Here is an 18,163-nt window from a genome sequence, read left to right on the forward strand (position 1 = left end):
AAACTGCCAGTATGTGCTTATCAACTTAGCAAATCATTAAATCATTTTCCACTTGAAGGAGTGTTCATCACATGTCATTAAGAGAAGAAGCATTACATATGCACAAAGAGAATCAAGGCAAACTCGAATCAAAATCAAAAGTACAAGTGAAAAATGCGAAAGACTTGAGCTTGGCTTATTCACCTGGTGTTGCAGAACCATGTAAGGATATTTATGACGACACAAGCAAAGTGTATGATTATACAATGAAAGGCAATATGGTCGCTGTTGTCACAGACGGAAGCGCTGTTTTAGGACTTGGAAATATTGGTGCAGAAGCATCTCTTCCAGTAATGGAAGGGAAAGCTGTATTATTCAAAAGTTTTGCAGGCGTAGATGCCTTCCCAATCGCACTTGCAACGAACGATGTAGACAAAATCGTTGAAACAGTGAAGCTTCTTGAGCCGACTTTTGGCGGTGTGAACCTTGAAGATATTGCAGCGCCTAACTGCTTTATCATCGAAGAACGCTTGAAAAAAGAGACAAACATCCCAGTTTTCCACGATGATCAGCACGGAACAGCCATTGTGACAGTAGCAGGACTTGTGAATGCATTGAAGCTATCTGGAAAATCCATGTCTTCAATCAAAGTAGTGGCAAACGGCGCCGGGGCAGCAGGAATTGCGATTATCAAACTTCTTTATCATTTCGGTGTACGTGATATCATTATGTGTGATACGAAAGGTGCTATTTACGAAGGCCGCCCGAACGGTATGAATGCAGTGAAAAACGAAGTAGCTAAATTCACGAACCAAGACCGCAAAGAAGGTTCATTAGAAGAGGTCATCGAAGGCGCAGACGTCTTTATCGGGGTTTCTGTAGCAGGCGCTTTAACAAAAGAAATGGTTGGAAAAATGGCAAAAGATCCTGTCATCTTTGCTATGGCTAATCCAAATCCAGAGATCATGCCAGAAGATGCACATGCAGCAGGAGCAAGTGTTGTAGGAACTGGCCGTTCTGACTTCCCGAACCAAGTGAATAACGTACTGGCATTCCCAGGAATTTTCCGCGGAGCATTAGATGTACGTGCAACTCACATTAACGAAGAAATGAAAATCGCAGCTGTTGAAGCCATTGCGTCTCTTGTTTCAGATGAAGAATTGTCAGCTGAATATGTCATCCCTGCACCATTTGATGCACGCGTAGCACCAGCGGTAGCAAAAGCGGTGGCAAAAGCAGCAATGGAAACTGGCGTTGCAAGAATCAAGGTTGACCCAGAAGCTGTCGCTGAAAAAACAAGAAAATTAACGATTATCGGCGAATAATCAACTGGAAAAGTGTGCACGTTCTTTCTGAAACTGGAGAAAAACGTGCACCATTTCCTCTCTTACGCGAAAATTTTTTCATCCGGAATGAGATTTTTTTGTAGACGTTCACAATTCAAACATATCAACTGCTCAGCGCCCCAAACACATACTCATTTCTCATCAATTCCCCACTGAAAAAATTGAATGAAGGATGACAGCGTTTGACAAAAAAAGTACAATAGTTTCGGTACAGTTATGACATGTCCTATAATAGTGGATGTGCGTGTAAAGAAAAAACCCTTCAAAAAGGGAGGTAGTCATTTGTCAATCAAGAATATTTTCAGTAAAAAGAAAAAATATGCATCTGTACCCTCTGAACAGGCAAGTCAAGATGTGCCTGAAGGCATCATGACCAAATGTCCGCAATGTAAAAAAATAATGCTCACCAAAGAACTAGATAAAAATTTACGTGTTTGTATGAATTGCGGCAGACATTTGCAAATGAATGCAAAACAGCGTATTGAAAGCCTTGTAGATGAAGGCACATTTGAAGAATTTAACGGGCACCTCATTTCATCAAACCCGCTCGGTTTCCCAGGCTACGAAGAAAAGCTTGAGAAAGACAGAGAAAAAACATCTTTGAATGAAGCCATTGTCACAGGTAAAGGTGAAATTGAAGGCCAAAGTGCTGTGATTGCTGTCATGGATGCCACGTTCCGTATGGGCAGCATGGGATCGGTTGTTGGTGAAAAGATCACGCTGGCGATCGAGAAAGCAAAAGCGGACAAGGTGCCATTTATTATCTTTACTGCTTCTGGCGGAGCGAGAATGCAAGAGGGAATTCTCAGTCTCATGCAGATGGCAAAAACAAGTTCAGCATTAAAACTGTTCAGCGAGGATCAAGGTTTGATTATCTCTGTGATGACGAACCCAACAACTGGCGGTGTATCAGCTAGTTTTGCGTCTCTCGGTGATTACAATTTTGCAGAACCTGGTGCTTTAATTGGTTTTGCAGGCCGCAGAATCATTGAACAAACGATTCGTGAAGACCTGCCGGAGGACTTCCAGACGGCTGAATTTTTAATGAAGCATGGACAGCTTGATGCTGTCATCCATCGTGCAGAAATGAAAGAAACACTAGGCCGAATCTTAGCGCTACACAGCACAGGAGGTGAACGAGAGTGGCTGGAGAACTAGAATTTGAAAAACCTGTCATTGAACTTCGAGCGAAAATTGATGAACTGAAAAAGTTCACACAAAACTCAGAAATGGATTTAAGTGCAGAAATTGAGCGCCTTGAAACACGTCTGAGCAAGCTTGAAGCAGACATTTATACAAATTTAAAGCCGTGGGACAGAGTGCAGATTGCTAGGCATGCGATGCGCCCAACAACTCTCGATTACATTCAAGAGCTGTTTGACAACTTTTTCGAATGTCACGGTGACCGTTTTTATGGTGATGATGAAGCGATCGTTGGAGGAATTGCCACGTTTAAAGGGCTTCCTGTCACGGTTATTGGCCATCAGCGCGGGAAAGATACAAAAGAAAACTTGCGCCGTAATTTCGGAATGCCTCATCCAGAAGGCTACCGTAAAGCGCTGCGCTTGATGAAACAAGCAGATAAATTTAATCGTCCAATCATTTGCTTTATTGATACAAAAGGAGCTTATCCTGGTAAAGCGGCTGAAGAGCGCGGACAAAGTGAAGCAATTGCGAAAAACCTATTCGAAATGGCAGGACTTCGTGTACCAGTTGTCTGTATTGTCATTGGAGAAGGCGGAAGCGGCGGCGCACTAGGCTTAGGCGTAGGAAACCACCTATTCATGCTAGAAAACTCAACGTATTCAGTGATTTCACCTGAAGGTGCAGCAGCACTGCTCTGGAAGGACTCATCACTTGCGAAAAAAGCTGCAGAATCAATGAAAATTACCGCTCCAGACCTAAAAGAATTAGATATTATAGATGATGTTATTAAAGAAGTGCAAGGTGGAGCACATCGAGACGTGAAACAACAAGCAGCTTACATGGAAAAAACATTAAAACAGTCACTTACATCTTTGCTCAAACTAACGCCTGAAGAACTAGTCGAACAAAGATATGAAAAATACAAAGCAATCGGGAAAGTCTCGATTGAAAATCAATATATTGGGGTAAACTAAATAAACGTACAGCCTTTTGGCTGGCGTTTATTTTTTTCATCTTTTTTCATGAAAACCATCTTCATGTAAGCGCTATTTGAAAATAATTTTCTTTTGTTTTCATAAAATTTGAAACGTCTGAAAACCTTGATATGACAAGGTTTATAGCACTTGCTTTTACAGATTTCAGAGAGATTTGCTTTCATGACGTTCTTAACTTTTGTTTAAAAACGGTTTATTTAATTGTATAATAAGTACGGTTTTAGAAATTCGTATTGAAAACATCCAAATTTGCTCAAGATTGTTTTCAAGCAGTGGAAATGGTATGTTTAATTCATATATGGTCTCTGAGGTGAAAAAGATGAAGCGTATAGGAGTTTTAACAAGCGGTGGGGATTCCCCAGGAATGAATGCAGCTGTGCGCGCAGTTGTAAGGAAAGCAATTTACCATAATGTTGAAGTTTACGGTATTTATAATGGATACTCAGGTCTAATTAACGGTAAAATTGAGAAACTCGAAATAGGTTCAGTAGGCGATATCATTCATCGTGGAGGAACAAAACTTTACACGGCAAGATGTCCTGAATTCAAGACAGTTGAAGGTCGTGAAAAGGGAATTGAAAACTTAAAAAAATTCGGTATTGAAGGACTTGTAGTCATTGGTGGAGACGGGTCATTTATGGGAGCGAAGAAATTAACAGAGCTCGGTTTTCCATGTGTAGGTGTCCCTGGCACGATTGACAACGATATTCCAGGTACTGATTTCACTATTGGCTTTGATACAGCACTGAATACTGTCATTGATGCCATTGATAAAATTCGTGATACAGCCACATCTCATGAACGTACATACGTAGTGGAAGTAATGGGAAGACATGCTGGTGATATTGCTCTTTGGTCAGGTCTTGCGGGTGGAGCCGAATCTATTTTGATTCCTGAAGCAGACTATGACATGGACGAAATTATTGCTAGGTTAAGAAGAGGTCACGAACGCGGCAAGAAGCATAGTATCATCATCGTTGCAGAAGGCGTAGGCAGCGGTGTTGAATTTGGTAAGCGGATTGAAGAGGAGACAAGCCTTGAAACACGTGTATCCGTCTTAGGACATATTCAGCGCGGAGGTTCTCCGAGCGCGTTTGACCGAGTGCTGGCAAGCCGTTTAGGAGCATATGCAGTCGAACTTCTTCTCGAAGGACAAGGCGGACGCTGTGTAGGCATTCAAAGTAATGAACTCGTTCATCACGATATTTTAGAAATCTTAGATAAAAAACATACAGTCGATAAAAATATGTACCGACTTTCACAAGAGCTCTCTATATAAAACGAGAAGACCTTAGGAGGAACAGTAATGAGAAAGACAAAAATCGTTTGTACAATCGGTCCAGCAAGTGAAAGCATTGAAAAGCTGACTGAATTGATTGAAGCAGGAATGAATGTAGCCAGACTAAACTTCTCCCATGGAGATTTTGAAGAGCATGGTGCACGCATTGAAAACATACGTAAAGCAGGTAAAACATTAGGCAAGGACATTGCGATCCTTCTAGATACAAAAGGTCCAGAGATCCGTACACGTACAGTTGAAAACGGCTCAATTGAGCTAGTCGCTGGTGCTGATCTTATCGTGAGTATGGAAGACATTGTTGGAAATACGGAAAAAATTAGTGTGACATACGAAGATTTAATTCATGATGTAGAAGTAGGTTCAACGATTCTATTAGATGATGGTCTGATTGGTTTAGAAGTAAAAGAAATTAACAAGGACCGCAAAGAAATCGTCACTAAAGTCATGAATACAGGCACGCTCAAAAACAAAAAAGGCGTCAACATACCTGGCGTCAGTGTGAACCTGCCAGGTATTACAGAAAAGGATGCCAATGATATTCTGTTTGGAATTGAACAAGGTGTCGATTTCATCGCAGCTTCTTTTGTGAGACGAGCTTCTGATGTTCTTGAAATTCGTGAGCTTCTTGAAAAGAACAATGCGACTGATATTCAAATCATCCCTAAGATTGAAAACCAAGAGGGTGTTGATAACATCGACGAGATCCTTGAGGTATCTGACGGTTTAATGGTTGCGCGTGGAGATCTTGGTGTAGAGATCCCGGCAGAAGAAGTACCGCTTGTTCAAAAAATGCTGATTAAAAAATGCAATCGTTTAGGCAAGCCTGTCATCACAGCGACACAAATGCTGGACAGCATGCAGCGTAACCCACGTCCTACCCGTGCGGAAGCAAGTGACGTGGCAAATGCTATTTTTGACGGCACAGATGCGATTATGCTTTCTGGTGAAACAGCAGCAGGAACATATCCAGTAGAAGCTGTACAAACAATGCATAACATTGCATCACGTTCAGAAGAAGCACTAAATTATAAAGCAATTCTTTCTCGCAGAAGTGAAGAAGTAGAAGTCAGCATTACAGACGCGATCGGTCAATCTGTTGCACATACGGCAATGAAGCTTGATGTAGCAGCTATTGTGACACCGACGGAAAGCGGACATACAGCAAGAATGATTTCAAAATATAGACCAAAAGCACCAATCGTAGCAGTTACTGCAAACGAATCAGTTGCGAGAAAGCTTTCACTCGTATTCGGTGTATTTGCAAAGAGCGGATCAAAAACGACGTCTACAGATGAAATGCTTGAGAATGCAGTAGAAAAGTCAATTGAAACAGGCTATGTAAGACACGGCGATTTAATCGTGATTACAGCAGGTGTGCCAGTTGGTGAAACAGGTACGACGAACTTAATGAAAGTATATGTTGTCGGTGACATCATTGCGAAAGGTCAAGGTATTGGCCGTAAATCTGCATTTGGACCGGTTGTCATTGCACAAAGCGGAAAAGAAGCAGAAGAAAAAATGTACGATGGTGCGATCCTAGTCGCAAACTGCACAGATCGTGATATGATGGGAGCTTTAGAAAAAGCATCTGCCCTTATCACAGAAGAAGGCGGTTTAACAAGCCATGCAGCAGTTGTTGGACTAAGCCTTGGCATTCCAGTGATTGTTGGTCTTGACAGCGCCACGACACTTTTAAAAGAAGGCGAAGAGATTACAGTAGATCCAGCACGCGGAGCGATCTACAAAGGCCGTGCGAGTGTCCTTTAAATCATTCAAGAGGGGAGTTGTCTGACTCCTCTCTTTTTTTATGTTACACTAAAAAAGTAAACAGCTTTCGATGAAAGATACCCCATGAGGTGATATGGTTGAAGAAATATTTTCTACTATTATTAATTCTGTTCCCTGTGGTGGAAATTAGTTTATTTTTAATCTCAAGTAAAATCATTGGCATTTTGCCAACCATGCTGCTCATCGTGCTGACAAGTGCCTTAGGTGCTTATTTTGCAAGAAAACAAGGTATAGAAGCCTTCCAAAAAGTGCAGCGAGATTTACAATATGGCAAGATGCCAGGGGGAGCGATTGTCGATGGTTTTTGCATTCTAATCGGCGGTCTGCTGCTGCTCATTCCAGGCTTCTTATCGGATCTCATTGGGGCTTTGCTGCTCATTCCGGTGACGAGAAAGGGAATCAAGCCGCTCTTTGAACGCTGGCTTAGAAACATGTCTAATCGTAACCGCTACACGATCATTCGTTAAAGAGACCTTCAGGCTGAAGGTCTCTTTTATTTTTGCATGCCATACCGAATGTACTCATAAATATCTCTGAAAACTCCTGCATTACGGAACGCCTGCCACACGACAAGGGAAGCAGGGCCAATCACAAGTCCAAGAAAACCAAACCATTTTAACCCGACAAATAGCGCAACAAGCGTTGCTAAAGGATTAAGTCCGATGGATTTGCTTAAGACTTTTGGCTCTGATATTTGTCTTTGAATGAGGACGACAATATACAAAATGCCCAGTCCAATGGCGAGGGAAAGATTTCCTGTCATAGCAGAATAAATGATCCACGGTAGAAAAACAGTGCCGCTCCCGATATATGGAAGTAAATCGACGAGCCCGATACATAAAGCAATCACAAGGGCATGCTCAACTTTTAAAATGATGAGTCCAATCAATACAATACCAATCGTCATGGCCACAAGCAGGAGCTGGGCTTTCATAAAGCCGGTAATGGCTTTTTTGATTTCAGATAAAATGGCACGTGTATGCTGCATCCATTTTGCGGGAAAGATACGTGAGCCATATGTTTTTAACGTAAACCAATCTTTCGTGATAAAAAAAGTTGCCAGAGCAGAAAATAACAGAGTGGCTGCTGCATCAGGCAAAAGACCCAAAAAAGCCGGAATAAGCTCGAGTGTTTTAGAAAGAAAAGTCCCGATTTTTGCGGCCGCTTCATCACCGAGTGCTTGAATTTGTCCCAAAATTGATTCCTTTTGACCTGCTTGAAGCGTATTAAATTGGGCCGTCACATCATGATATAAAGGCAGAATCTTGTCTGTGAAAAATTGCTCCACAATACCAATCATTTGATCAAGATGGCGGGGCAGCACCTTTGCCAAATAAGCACTTCCTGAAATGATTTCTGCTACTAAAAGCGTCATTAAGCCGGCAGCTGCGACTAAAAAGAGCAAGAGCACAATGACCACAACAAATCCTCTCGGCATTCCAGTGATCTCTTCGATTTTGCATACGGCAGGATGAATCAAACAAGACACAATAAGGGCGATCCAAAAAGGATATAAAAACGGAAAAGACTGATATAAAAAGACAACAGCAAAAACAGCAATGCTGATCATCATCAAACTTCGCAAAAAAATGGCCACATAGGCGTGATTCACACAATCCCCTCCAAAAAACAAGCATGTCCGATACTTCATTTTATTCAAAAAGATTAGTAATATGAAAAGGTCGCAATAAAAAGAAAGAAAGGAGCGGCGTATGTTTACTCAAGCAAATTTATTTTTGGTACTTTTACTCGTTATTGCACTTATTGCAAAAAACAATTCGTTAATTGTAGCAGTCTCTGTGCTGATCGCGATTAAGCTGATTGGCCTGGATCAAAAAATTTTCCCGGTTCTCCAATCTAAAGGCATTAATTGGGGAGTCACCGTTATTACCATTGCAGTGCTGGTCCCGATTGCAACAGGTGACATTGGATTTAAGCAGCTTGGAGAAGCGATGAAATCTTCCTATGCTTGGATAGCTCTTGGAGCGGGTATATTAGTAGCATTAATTGCAAAAAACGGGATTGTGCTACTCGAAAATGATCCGCATATTACGGCAGCGCTTGTGTTCGGTACCATTTTGGCAGTCAGCTTATTTAAAGGAGTGGCTGTTGGGCCGCTTATCGGGGCAGGAATTGCTTATTTGGCGATGCAGGCTGTGAAATTTTTCAGCGGGTGAAAAGAGAGTGGTTCCTGCCACTTTCTTTTTTAAATTTTTTCTTGCGTGAGCTTTTGCAAAAAAACATAATTAAATATATTAAAAGAAGCAAAATCCCTTTATTCCATGCCTGATATGGGAGACTGGAAAAAAAAATATCAAAAAAAATTATAGTTAAACATTTAACAAATGTCTGATTATTGTTTATAATGGGAATAGGCTTAATTTTGAACTCATTGATCACACAAGAGATATGAGGCTAAAAGCGCTCTAACCGTATAGGTAAATGTAAGCATTTTCTTTTCTGAGCCTGCTATCTTATTCGGATTGGATAGCGCTTTCAAAAAGTGAGAATTCTGCAACGAAGGGGAATCTTTTTAAAAAGGGGAGATTGAACATGACAGCAACAAGAGGTCTTGAAGGTATCGTGGCAACAACTTCATCCGTAAGCTCAATTATTGATGATACTCTTACTTATGTAGGGTACAATATCGATGATTTAACTGAAAAAGCTACATTCGAAGAAATTGTCTACCTGTTATGGCACTTAAAGCTGCCGAATGAGCAGGAGCTGAGTGAATTAAAACAGCAGCTCAACGAAAATGCTCAGATTCCGCAAGAAATCATTGAGCATTTTAAATCTTATTCGCTCGATGGGGTTCATCCAATGTCTGCGATTCGTACAGCAGTATCTTTACTAGGTTTACTCGATGACGAATCAGAGATTATGGACAAAGAAGCGAATTACAGAAAGGCGATTCGCTTACAGGCGAAAATTTCTGGACTAGTCGCTGCGTTTTCACGCATTCGCAAAGGACTTGAGCCTGTACAGCCAAAAGAAGAATACAGCTATGCTGCAAACTTCTTGTATATGCTAAATGGCGAAGAGCCGTCACCAGTAGAAATTGAAGCCATTGATAAGGCACTTATTCTACATGCGGATCATGAATTAAACGCATCGACATTTACAGCACGTGTATGTGTTGCTACACTATCAGATATCTACTCTGGTGTAACAGCGGCTATCGGTGCGCTGAAGGGACCGCTTCATGGCGGCGCTAATGAAGGCGTGATGAAGATGCTTTCAGAAATTGGCGAAGTTGAAAACGTAGATTCCTATATTCATGGTAAGCTAGAGAAGAAAGAAAAAATTATGGGCTTTGGCCACCGCGTATACCGTCAAGGTGACCCGCGTGCAAAGCATCTAAAAGAAATGAGCCAGCGTTTAACAAACCTCACTGGCGAGCCGAAATGGTATGAAATGTCTGTTCGCGCAGAGGAAATCGTGACATCAGAGAAAAATCTTCCACCAAATGTTGATTTTTATTCTGCATCTGTATATCACAGTCTTGGGATTGATCATGACTTGTTTACACCAATTTTCGTGATCAGCCGATTCTCTGGATGGATTGCTCACATTCTAGAGCAATATGACAACAACCGTCTTATCCGTCCAAGAGCTGACTACATTGGACCTGATCTTCAAACCTTTGTTCCGATCAGTGAAAGAGACTAATGTTTATAGAATAAGCGGGGGCTGATTTCAAAAGGCCAATCAGCCTCCATATCAACAAAAAACGAATCACGTGAAAAACTTCTTTGTTTGCAGACATCAAGCCAAGAAGTTTCAAATATTCACTACATAACCTGGGAGGTAATATCATTGTCACAAGGCGAAAAAATTACAGTTACTGGCGGCGTATTGAATGTACCAAATAATCCAATTATCCCGTTTATCGAAGGGGACGGAATCGGTCCTGACATTTGGAAAGCAGCATCAAGAGTACTTGAAGCAGCTGTAGAAAAAGCATATAAAGGTGAAAAGCAAATCACTTGGAAAGAAGTATATGCAGGTGAGAAAGCTTACAATAAAACTGGAGAGTGGCTTCCTGAGCAAACGCTTGAAGACATTCGTGAATACTTAATTGCGATTAAAGGACCACTAACAACACCAATTGGCGGAGGAATCCGTTCATTAAACGTGGCACTTAGACAAGAGCTTGATTTATTCACATGCTTACGTCCTGTTCGCTGGTTCAAAGGCGTACCTTCTCCTGTGAAACGTCCAGAAGACACAGATATGGTGATCTTCCGTGAGAACACAGAAGATATCTATGCAGGTATCGAGTATGCAAAAGGTTCAGACGAAGTGAAGAAATTAATTGACTTCTTGAAAAACGAATTAGGTGTAAATAAAATCCGTTTCCCAGAAACGTCAGGTATCGGAATCAAGCCAGTTTCTGAAGAGGGAACATCCCGTCTTGTCAGAGCGGCTATCCAATATGCAATTGACCAAGGCCGTAAATCTGTGACGCTTGTTCACAAAGGAAACATCATGAAATTTACAGAAGGTGCCTTCAAAAACTGGGGCTACGAAGTGGCTGAAAAAGAGTTTGGTGACAAAGTCTTTACATGGGCACAATATGATCGTATTGTAGAACAAGATGGAAAAGATGCGGCAAACAAAGCGCAAAGTGAAGCAGAAGCTGCTGGCAAAATCATTGTCAAAGACAGCATTGCAGATATTTTCCTTCAACAAATCCTAACTCGTCCAGCTGAGTTCGATGTTGTGGCTACAATGAACTTAAATGGAGATTACATCTCTGATGCACTTGCAGCACAAGTTGGTGGAATTGGTATCGCACCTGGTGCGAACATCAACTACGAAACAGGACACGCTATTTTTGAAGCGACTCACGGAACAGCACCAAAATATGCTGGTCTTGATAAAGTGAATCCATCTTCTGTTCTTCTATCAGGCGTGCTTTTACTTGAGCACCTTGGCTGGCAGGAAGCAGCTGATCTAGTGATTCAATCTGTTGAAAAAACAATTGCATCTAAAGTCGTCACATACGATTTTGCTAGATTAATGGATGGCGCAACAGAAGTGAAATGTTCTGAGTTTGCTGACGAGCTCATCAAAAACTTGTCTTGATTCTTAAACTTTAAAGTTAAAGGGGAAAAAGGAAATGGCAAACAAGCGTAAAAAAGTATCTGTCATCGGAGCAGGTTTTACAGGAGCAACTACAGCATTTCTAACGGCTCAAAAAGAATTAGCGGATGTCGTATTAGTTGATATCCCGCAGCTTGAGAACCCAACAAAAGGGAAAGCTCTTGATATGCTGGAAGCAAGCCCTGTTCAAGGCTTCGATGCGAACATTACAGGCACTTCTAACTACGAAGATACAGCCGGTTCTGATGTCGTGGTCATTACGGCAGGAATTGCAAGAAAGCCGGGAATGAGCCGTGACGATCTCGTGTCAACAAATGAAAAAATCATGCGTAGCGTGACACGCGAAATCGTTAAATATTCTCCAGAAGCCATTATTGTTGTGTTAACAAACCCTGTTGATGCAATGACATATGCCGTTTATAAAGAATCAGGATTACCAAAAGAAAAAGTCATTGGACAATCGGGTATTCTTGATACAGCACGCTTCCGTACGTTTGTTGCTCAAGAATTAAACCTATCTGTCAAAGATGTGACGGGATTTGTGCTTGGTGGACATGGCGATGACATGGTTCCGCTTGTTCGTTACTCCTATGCAGGCGGTATCCCGCTTGAAACATTGATTCCAAAAGATCGTATTGATGCGATTGTTGAAAGAACAAGAAAAGGTGGCGGCGAAATCGTAAACCTATTAGGTAACGGTAGTGCCTATTATGCACCTGCTGCTTCACTCGTAGAAATGGTTGAGGCGATTCTAAAAGATCAGCGCCGCGTGATCCCAACGATTGCATACCTTGAAGGTGAATATGGCTACGAAGGCATTTACCTTGGTGTACCAACAATCGTAGGTGGAAACGGCCTTGAGCAGATCATTGAGCTTGAGCTGACAGAAGAAGAAAGAAGTCAGCTTGACCGTTCTGTTGAATCTGTTAAGAACGTCATGAAAGTATTGTCTTAATATGAAAAAAAGAAGGCTTCTCTTATGAGGGGCCTTCTTTTTGTTTACAAAACCAATCTTGTCGAAATTTTAAATTGTCCTCTTGTTAAGCTTTCGTTAAAATGAAAGAGAAAGCATGACTTCTCGCTTTTCACATAAGATACAAAAAAACGGATGCAGGGGAAATCACTAATTGGAGGCACAACATGAATAAAAAAATATTAGTTGTGGATGATGAAGAATCGATTGTAACACTTCTAAGCTATAACCTTGAAAGGGCGGGCTATGATGTCGTCACAGCAAGAGATGGGGAAGAAGCGCTTGAAAAAGCAGCAAGTGAACAGCCTGATCTCATTGTATTAGATTTAATGCTTCCGAAAATGGACGGCATTGAAGTGTGCAAACAACTGAGAATTCAAAAAATGATGTTCCCTATTTTAATGCTGACAGCAAAGGACGATGAATTTGATAAGGTGCTCGGTCTTGAACTTGGAGCCGATGATTACATGACAAAGCCATTCAGTCCTAGAGAAGTGGGTGCTCGGGTAAAAGCCATCTTGAGAAGAGCGCAGCAATCTCAGCCTGTCCCCGCGCAAGAGGAGAAGGAAGAGGTCATTGCAGACCAAATCAAAATTGGTGAACTGCGCATTTTACCAGAACACTATGAAGTCTACTTCCAAGAAGAACGCCTAGAGCTTACGCCGAAGGAATTCGAACTGCTGCTTTATTTGGCCAAGCATAAAGGACGTGTCCTCACACGTGATCTGCTGCTAAGTGCCGTTTGGAATTATGACTTTGCGGGTGATACTCGTATTGTGGATGTACATATCAGCCACTTGCGGGACAAAATTGAAAAGAATACGAAAAAACCAACATACATTAAAACCATTCGCGGCTTAGGCTACAAATTGGAGGAGCCAAAGCCAAATGAGTAAAATTAGAACCCGTCTGTTTTCGGGCCTTATTTTTCTCCTTTTTATTGTGTTTGTTGCACTTGGCCTTTTTTTGGATCACATGTTCCATGTTTTTTATGAAACAAAATTAACGGAACGAATGGAAAATGAATCGAGCTTTCTTCTTTCTTCCATGGATGGTGATGATCTGCAGGCGAAGCAAAACAAGGAGATCCTCAATCAGGCAAAGCAGCATCTCGATATGAATGCGTCAATTGTGGACCTGAAGGGGAATATCATACATACAACGGGTCAAGCGGAGCAAAGGGGCATCATTCAAAACACACTGAACAATGAACGCCTTCAAACAAAAGGCGTCGTCATTGAGGATGAGAAGGATGCGCTGTTTCATTACGCAGTCCCTATCCTGAAACAAAACAAACCAGTGGGCTATTTATTTCTCCATGCGTCATTCCAGCCTTTAAATGAAATTGACGGCCAGCTTTGGCTCGCATTAGCCGTTTGTCTTGGCTCGGCGATTATTATTATCGTTTTCTTTGGATACCGCATGTCGATGAAATATGTAAAACCGATAGATTATGCCACAAAGGTAGCCAAACAGCTGGAACGCGGGAACTATGATACCAATCATTATGAAGAGCTCATCATCGAAACAAGTGAGCTTAATACATCAATGAAGCGCCTGGCAGAAAGCCTTCAAGAAATGACCAGCACTGGGGAAATGCAGCGGGACCGTCTGCAAACAGTCATTGAAAACATCGGTGCAGGAATTATTTTGATTGATAAGATGGGATATATTAACCTAGTCAATCGAACTTTCCGCAAGCAGTTTAAGGTGCAAAAGCACATTTACATGCACAAGCTGTATCATGAAGCATTTACTCATGAAGAAATTATTGAGCTGATTGACGAAATTTTCATGACAGAAACGAAGGTGCGGAAGTTTTTACGCCTGGCCGTTGACATTGAACGGCGCTACTTCCAGGTGGATGGTGTTCCCATTTTAAGTACAGACGATGAATGGAAAGGAATTGTCCTTGTATTTCATGACGTGACAGAAACAAAGCAGCTGGAGCAGATGCGAAAAGATTTTGTCGCCAATGTGTCTCACGAATTAAAGACACCGATTACGTCGATTAAAGGATTCTCCGAAACTCTTCTTGATGGAGCGATTGATGACAAAGAAGCGCTGACACAATTCCTTTCCATCATTCTAAAAGAGAGTGTCCGTCTCGAAACTCTCATTCAAGATTTACTCGATCTTTCCAAAATCGAGCAGCAGCATTTCAAGCTGAATATTCAAGACGCCAATGCGACAGAAATCATTCAAGAGATTGAAGTCCTTTTAAAACAAAAGGCCGCAGAAAAAGGCATTCAATTACAAGTGCGAATCCCGAAAGAGCCTGTCTATGTGATGGCAGATCCGCTGAGGTTAAAGCAAATCTTCCTCAATCTCGTGAACAATGCCCTTACCTATACACCAGAGGGAGGGAGTGTCACCATCTCAGCAAGACCGCGGAAAGGCGCCTATGAATTTGATGTAGCAGATACAGGAATCGGCATGAAGAAAAGCGAGATTCCAAGAATATTTGAGAGATTTTATCGAATTGATAAAGATAGAAGTAGAAATTCAGGCGGTACAGGACTTGGTCTTGCCATTGTCAAACACCTTGTGGAGGCGCATGAAGGGACGATTTCGGTCCATAGCAAACAAGGGAAAGGAACGACTTTTACAGTGAGCCTGAAATCAAAATAGGGAAAAAAGGAAAGTCACGTTAAAATTTACATGATCTTTACAATGAATTCATGTTTAGTTAAACAATCATTGGTAGGATGAATAGGAACCCCTTCATCCAAGGAGCCAATTTTGTAAGGACGAAAACACTTATTGTTTTCGTCCCTTTTTTTATGCAGGTTCGACTATTTTCTTTTCAAAATAAACTTTGATAAAATGATGATACAATGTGTGAAAGAGACGGCTGAAATGGCTCAGCCGATGGAGGATTAAAACATGACAGACAAAAAGAAATTAGTACTAGTGGATGGAAACAGTCTCGCTTATCGAGCCTTTTTTGCTTTGCCGCTATTATCAAATGATAAAGGCGTCCATACAAATGCCATTTATGGCTTTGCGATGATCTTAATGAAGATGCTCGAGGACGAGAAGCCAACCCATATGCTTGTCGCATTTGATGCGGGAAAAACAACGTTCCGCCACGAGACATTTAAAGAATATAAAGGCGGAAGACAAAAAACGCCGCCAGAGCTATCAGAACAAATGCCATTTATCCGTGAACTATTAGATGCCTATCAGGTGAAAAGGTACGAGCTTCCTCAATACGAGGCAGACGATATTATCGGGACATTGGCTGTGGAGGCAGAAAAAGACGGCTTTGAAGTCAAAATTTTCTCAGGAGATAAGGACTTAACGCAGCTTTCAACAGACCATACGACGGTGGCAATTACGAAAAAAGGCATTACAGAAGTTGAATATTACACACCGGCTCATATTGAAGAGAAATATGGCCTGCGCCCAGATCAAATCATCGATATGAAAGGTTTGATGGGAGATTCCTCAGATAATATCCCAGGGGTGCCAGGTGTAGGTGAAAAAACAGCGATTAAATTGTTAAAGCAGTTTGAAACGGTTGAAAACCTGCTTGAACATATTGACGAAGTCAGCGGGAAAAAACTCAAAGAAAAGCTTGAAGAATATAAAGAGCAGGCAGTGATGAGTAAAAAACTCGCAACGATTCTTGTAGAAGCGCCAATTGATGTATCAAGCAAGGATCTCGCATATGAAGGTCCTCATATGGATCAAGTGATCTCTCTTTATAAAGAACTAGGCTTTCAAACGCTGCTAGAACGTCTAGGAGAAGCACCAGAAACAGGTGAACAGGTCGAAGTAGAAGCATTAGAAGTGAAAAAAATGACCGAAGTAACGGATGAGATGCTGTCAGATCATGCCGCCCTTGTGGTAGAACAGCTTGGAGATAATTATCATGAAGCAGATTTGATTGGTTTTGCGATCCATAATGAAAATGGTGCGTTTTTTATCACGAAAGAAGATGCGCTTCAATCAGATGCATTTAAACAATGGGTACAGGATGAAACGAAGAAGAAATGGGTCTTTGATTCAAAAAGAGCCGTTGTCGCCCTCAGATGGCATGATGTCGATCTAAAAGGTGTCGATAACGATGTTCTGCTTGCTTCCTATGTCGTCAACCCTCAGAAATCGTATGAGGACGTCGCAAGTGTGGCGAAGGAATACGGTCTCAACATCGCTCTTTCTGATGAAAAAGTGTACGGAAAAGGAGCAAAGCAGGCGATTCCACCTGAAGATGAACTGAAGGAACATCTTGGGCGAAAAGCAGCGGCGATCTCTGCTCTGCATGATTTAACACTTGAAGCGCTAGAAAAAAATGATCAGCATGAACTATATGAAGACTTAGAGCTGCCGCTTGCCCTCATCTTAGGTGAAATGGAATCCCTTGGCGTAAAGGTAGATATTGAGCGCCTAGAGAAGATGTGTGAAGAGTTAACGAAAAAGCTGAAAGAATATGAAGAAACCATTCACCGCTTAGCAGGTGAAACGTTTAACATCAATTCTCCTAAACAGCTTGGCGTGATTCTTTTTGAAAAATTAGGCCTGCCGGTTATTAAAAAGACAAAGACGGGCTACTCGACATCTGCGGATGTTCTTGAAAAGCTTGAAGATAAGCACGAGATCATTCGGTCCATTCTGCATTACCGCCAAATTGGAAAGCTCCAATCGACCTATGTGGAAGGCTTAATGAAAGTAACGCGCAAGGATACCCATAAAGTGCATACACGATTTAATCAAGCGCTCACGCAAACAGGAAGACTAAGCTCAACAGATCCCAATCTGCAAAATATCCCGATTCGTTTAGAGGAAGGACGAAAGATTCGTCAAGCATTCGTCCCTTCAAAAGAAGGCTGGCTCATGTTTGCTGCTGACTATTCTCAAATTGAGCTGCGTGTACTCGCTCATATTTCTCAGGATGAGAATTTGATCGAAGCGTTTACGCAAGATATGGATATTCACACGAAGACAGCGATGGACGTGTTCCATGTCTCAGAAGAAGAAGTGACTTCCTCTATGAGAAGACAAGCCAAAGCTGTCAACTTTGGTATTGTATATGGGATCAGTGATTATGGGTTATCTCAAAACCTTGGGATCACAAGAAAAGAAGCAGCTGCCTTTATCGAACGCTATTTAACAAGCTTTAAAGGCGTGAAAACCTATATGGAAGAAATCGTGCAGGAAGCGAAACAAAAAGGATATGTCACGACGCTTCTCAAACGCAGAAGGTATATCCCGGATATCACAAGCCGTAATTTTAATATCAAAAGCTTTGCCGAACGAACAGCTATGAACACACCGATCCAAGGAAGTGCAGCTGATATTATTAAAAAAGCTATGATTGATATGGCGCGAAAGTTAAAAGAACAAAACTTGCAGGCAAATCTTTTATTACAGGTGCACGATGAACTGATCTTCGAAGCACCGAAAGAAGAAATTGCCATACTTGAAAAAATTGTCCCTGAAGTCATGGAAAATGCACTTCAGCTAGATGTGCCGCTAAAAGTTGATTTTGCTTCAGGGCCATCTTGGTACGACGCAAAATAAT

Annotated in this window: 14 protein-coding genes; 13 read left to right on the top strand and 1 reads right to left on the bottom strand. The window is 41.6% G+C overall.

Annotated features, from left to right (window positions below; genetic code table 11):
* The first annotated feature begins 71 nt into the window (after positions 1-71).
* The 6 genes from ystJ (at position 72) to BAE31_RS09485 (ending at position 7,021) form a co-directional block, all read left to right on the top strand.
* Positions 72-1,304, top strand: a complete 1,233-nt coding sequence (gene ystJ, locus BAE31_RS09455; RefSeq protein ID WP_025092260.1) for an NADP-dependent malic enzyme — start codon at positions 72-74, stop codon at positions 1,302-1,304.
* A gap of 303 nt (positions 1,305-1,607) precedes the next feature.
* Positions 1,608-2,483 (top strand): acetyl-CoA carboxylase, carboxyltransferase subunit beta, encoded by an 876-nt coding sequence (gene accD / locus BAE31_RS09460; protein ID WP_024424796.1) that lies wholly within the window; start codon positions 1,608-1,610, stop codon positions 2,481-2,483.
* The gene (gene accA, locus BAE31_RS09465; protein ID WP_024424795.1) at positions 2,468-3,445 is read left to right on the top strand and encodes an acetyl-CoA carboxylase carboxyl transferase subunit alpha; all 978 of its coding nucleotides are present in this window, start codon (positions 2,468-2,470) and stop codon (positions 3,443-3,445) included. Before accD ends, accA begins: the two co-directional genes overlap by 16 nt.
* Before the next feature lie 340 nt (positions 3,446-3,785).
* Positions 3,786-4,745: a 6-phosphofructokinase gene (gene pfkA / locus BAE31_RS09475; protein WP_024424794.1), complete on the top strand. Its 960-nt coding sequence runs from the start codon at positions 3,786-3,788 to the stop codon at positions 4,743-4,745.
* Between the two features lie 27 nt (positions 4,746-4,772).
* Positions 4,773-6,533, top strand: coding sequence for a pyruvate kinase (gene pyk, locus BAE31_RS09480; protein WP_024426143.1), 1,761 nt, complete (start codon positions 4,773-4,775; stop codon positions 6,531-6,533).
* A 98-nt stretch (positions 6,534-6,631) separates the two neighbouring features.
* Positions 6,632-7,021, top strand: coding sequence for an FxsA family protein (locus BAE31_RS09485; protein WP_076840304.1), 390 nt, complete (start codon positions 6,632-6,634; stop codon positions 7,019-7,021).
* A gap of 26 nt (positions 7,022-7,047) precedes the next feature.
* Here BAE31_RS09485 and ytvI read toward each other — a convergent pair whose 3' ends face one another.
* A complete protein-coding gene (ytvI, locus tag BAE31_RS09490) occupies positions 7,048-8,166 on the bottom strand; it encodes a sporulation integral membrane protein YtvI (RefSeq protein ID WP_076840305.1) in 1,119 nt (372 codons plus the stop codon).
* Positions 8,167-8,266: 100 nt separating this feature from the next.
* Between ytvI and BAE31_RS09495 the strand changes: the two genes are divergently transcribed.
* The 7 genes from BAE31_RS09495 to polA all read left to right on the top strand — a co-directional run bounded on the left by BAE31_RS09495 (position 8,267) and on the right by polA (position 18,162).
* Entirely contained in the window at positions 8,267-8,731 is a 465-nt protein-coding gene (locus tag BAE31_RS09495) for a DUF441 domain-containing protein (RefSeq protein ID WP_024424791.1), read from the top strand.
* 376 nt (positions 8,732-9,107) lie between these two features.
* Complete coding sequence (gene citZ / locus BAE31_RS09500; RefSeq protein WP_024424790.1) at positions 9,108-10,226, top strand: citrate synthase; 1,119 nt, start codon at positions 9,108-9,110, stop codon at positions 10,224-10,226.
* 147 nt (positions 10,227-10,373) lie between these two features.
* Positions 10,374-11,645: an NADP-dependent isocitrate dehydrogenase gene (gene icd, locus BAE31_RS09505; protein ID WP_024424789.1), complete on the top strand. Its 1,272-nt coding sequence runs from the start codon at positions 10,374-10,376 to the stop codon at positions 11,643-11,645.
* Between the two features lie 34 nt (positions 11,646-11,679).
* Positions 11,680-12,618 carry a malate dehydrogenase gene (gene mdh, locus BAE31_RS09510; RefSeq protein ID WP_008356047.1) on the top strand — a complete coding sequence of 313 codons (939 nt, stop codon included), beginning with the start codon at positions 11,680-11,682 and terminating at the stop codon, positions 12,616-12,618.
* Between the two features lie 185 nt (positions 12,619-12,803).
* On the top strand, positions 12,804-13,532 hold the full coding sequence (locus tag BAE31_RS09515) for a response regulator transcription factor (protein ID WP_024426141.1): 729 nt from the start codon (positions 12,804-12,806) through the stop codon (positions 13,530-13,532).
* Complete coding sequence (gene pnpS / locus BAE31_RS09520) at positions 13,525-15,267, top strand: two-component system histidine kinase PnpS (protein ID WP_024424787.1); 1,743 nt, start codon at positions 13,525-13,527, stop codon at positions 15,265-15,267. The genes BAE31_RS09515 and pnpS overlap by 8 nt, the downstream gene beginning before the upstream one ends.
* Before the next feature lie 255 nt (positions 15,268-15,522).
* Positions 15,523-18,162 (top strand): DNA polymerase I, encoded by a 2,640-nt coding sequence (gene polA, locus BAE31_RS09525; protein WP_076840306.1) that lies wholly within the window; start codon positions 15,523-15,525, stop codon positions 18,160-18,162.
* Position 18,163 lies beyond the last annotated feature (1 nt).

This window comes from Bacillus sp. I-2, assembly GCF_001974945.1.
GTDB lineage: Bacteria > Bacillota > Bacilli > Bacillales > Bacillaceae > Bacillus > Bacillus safensis.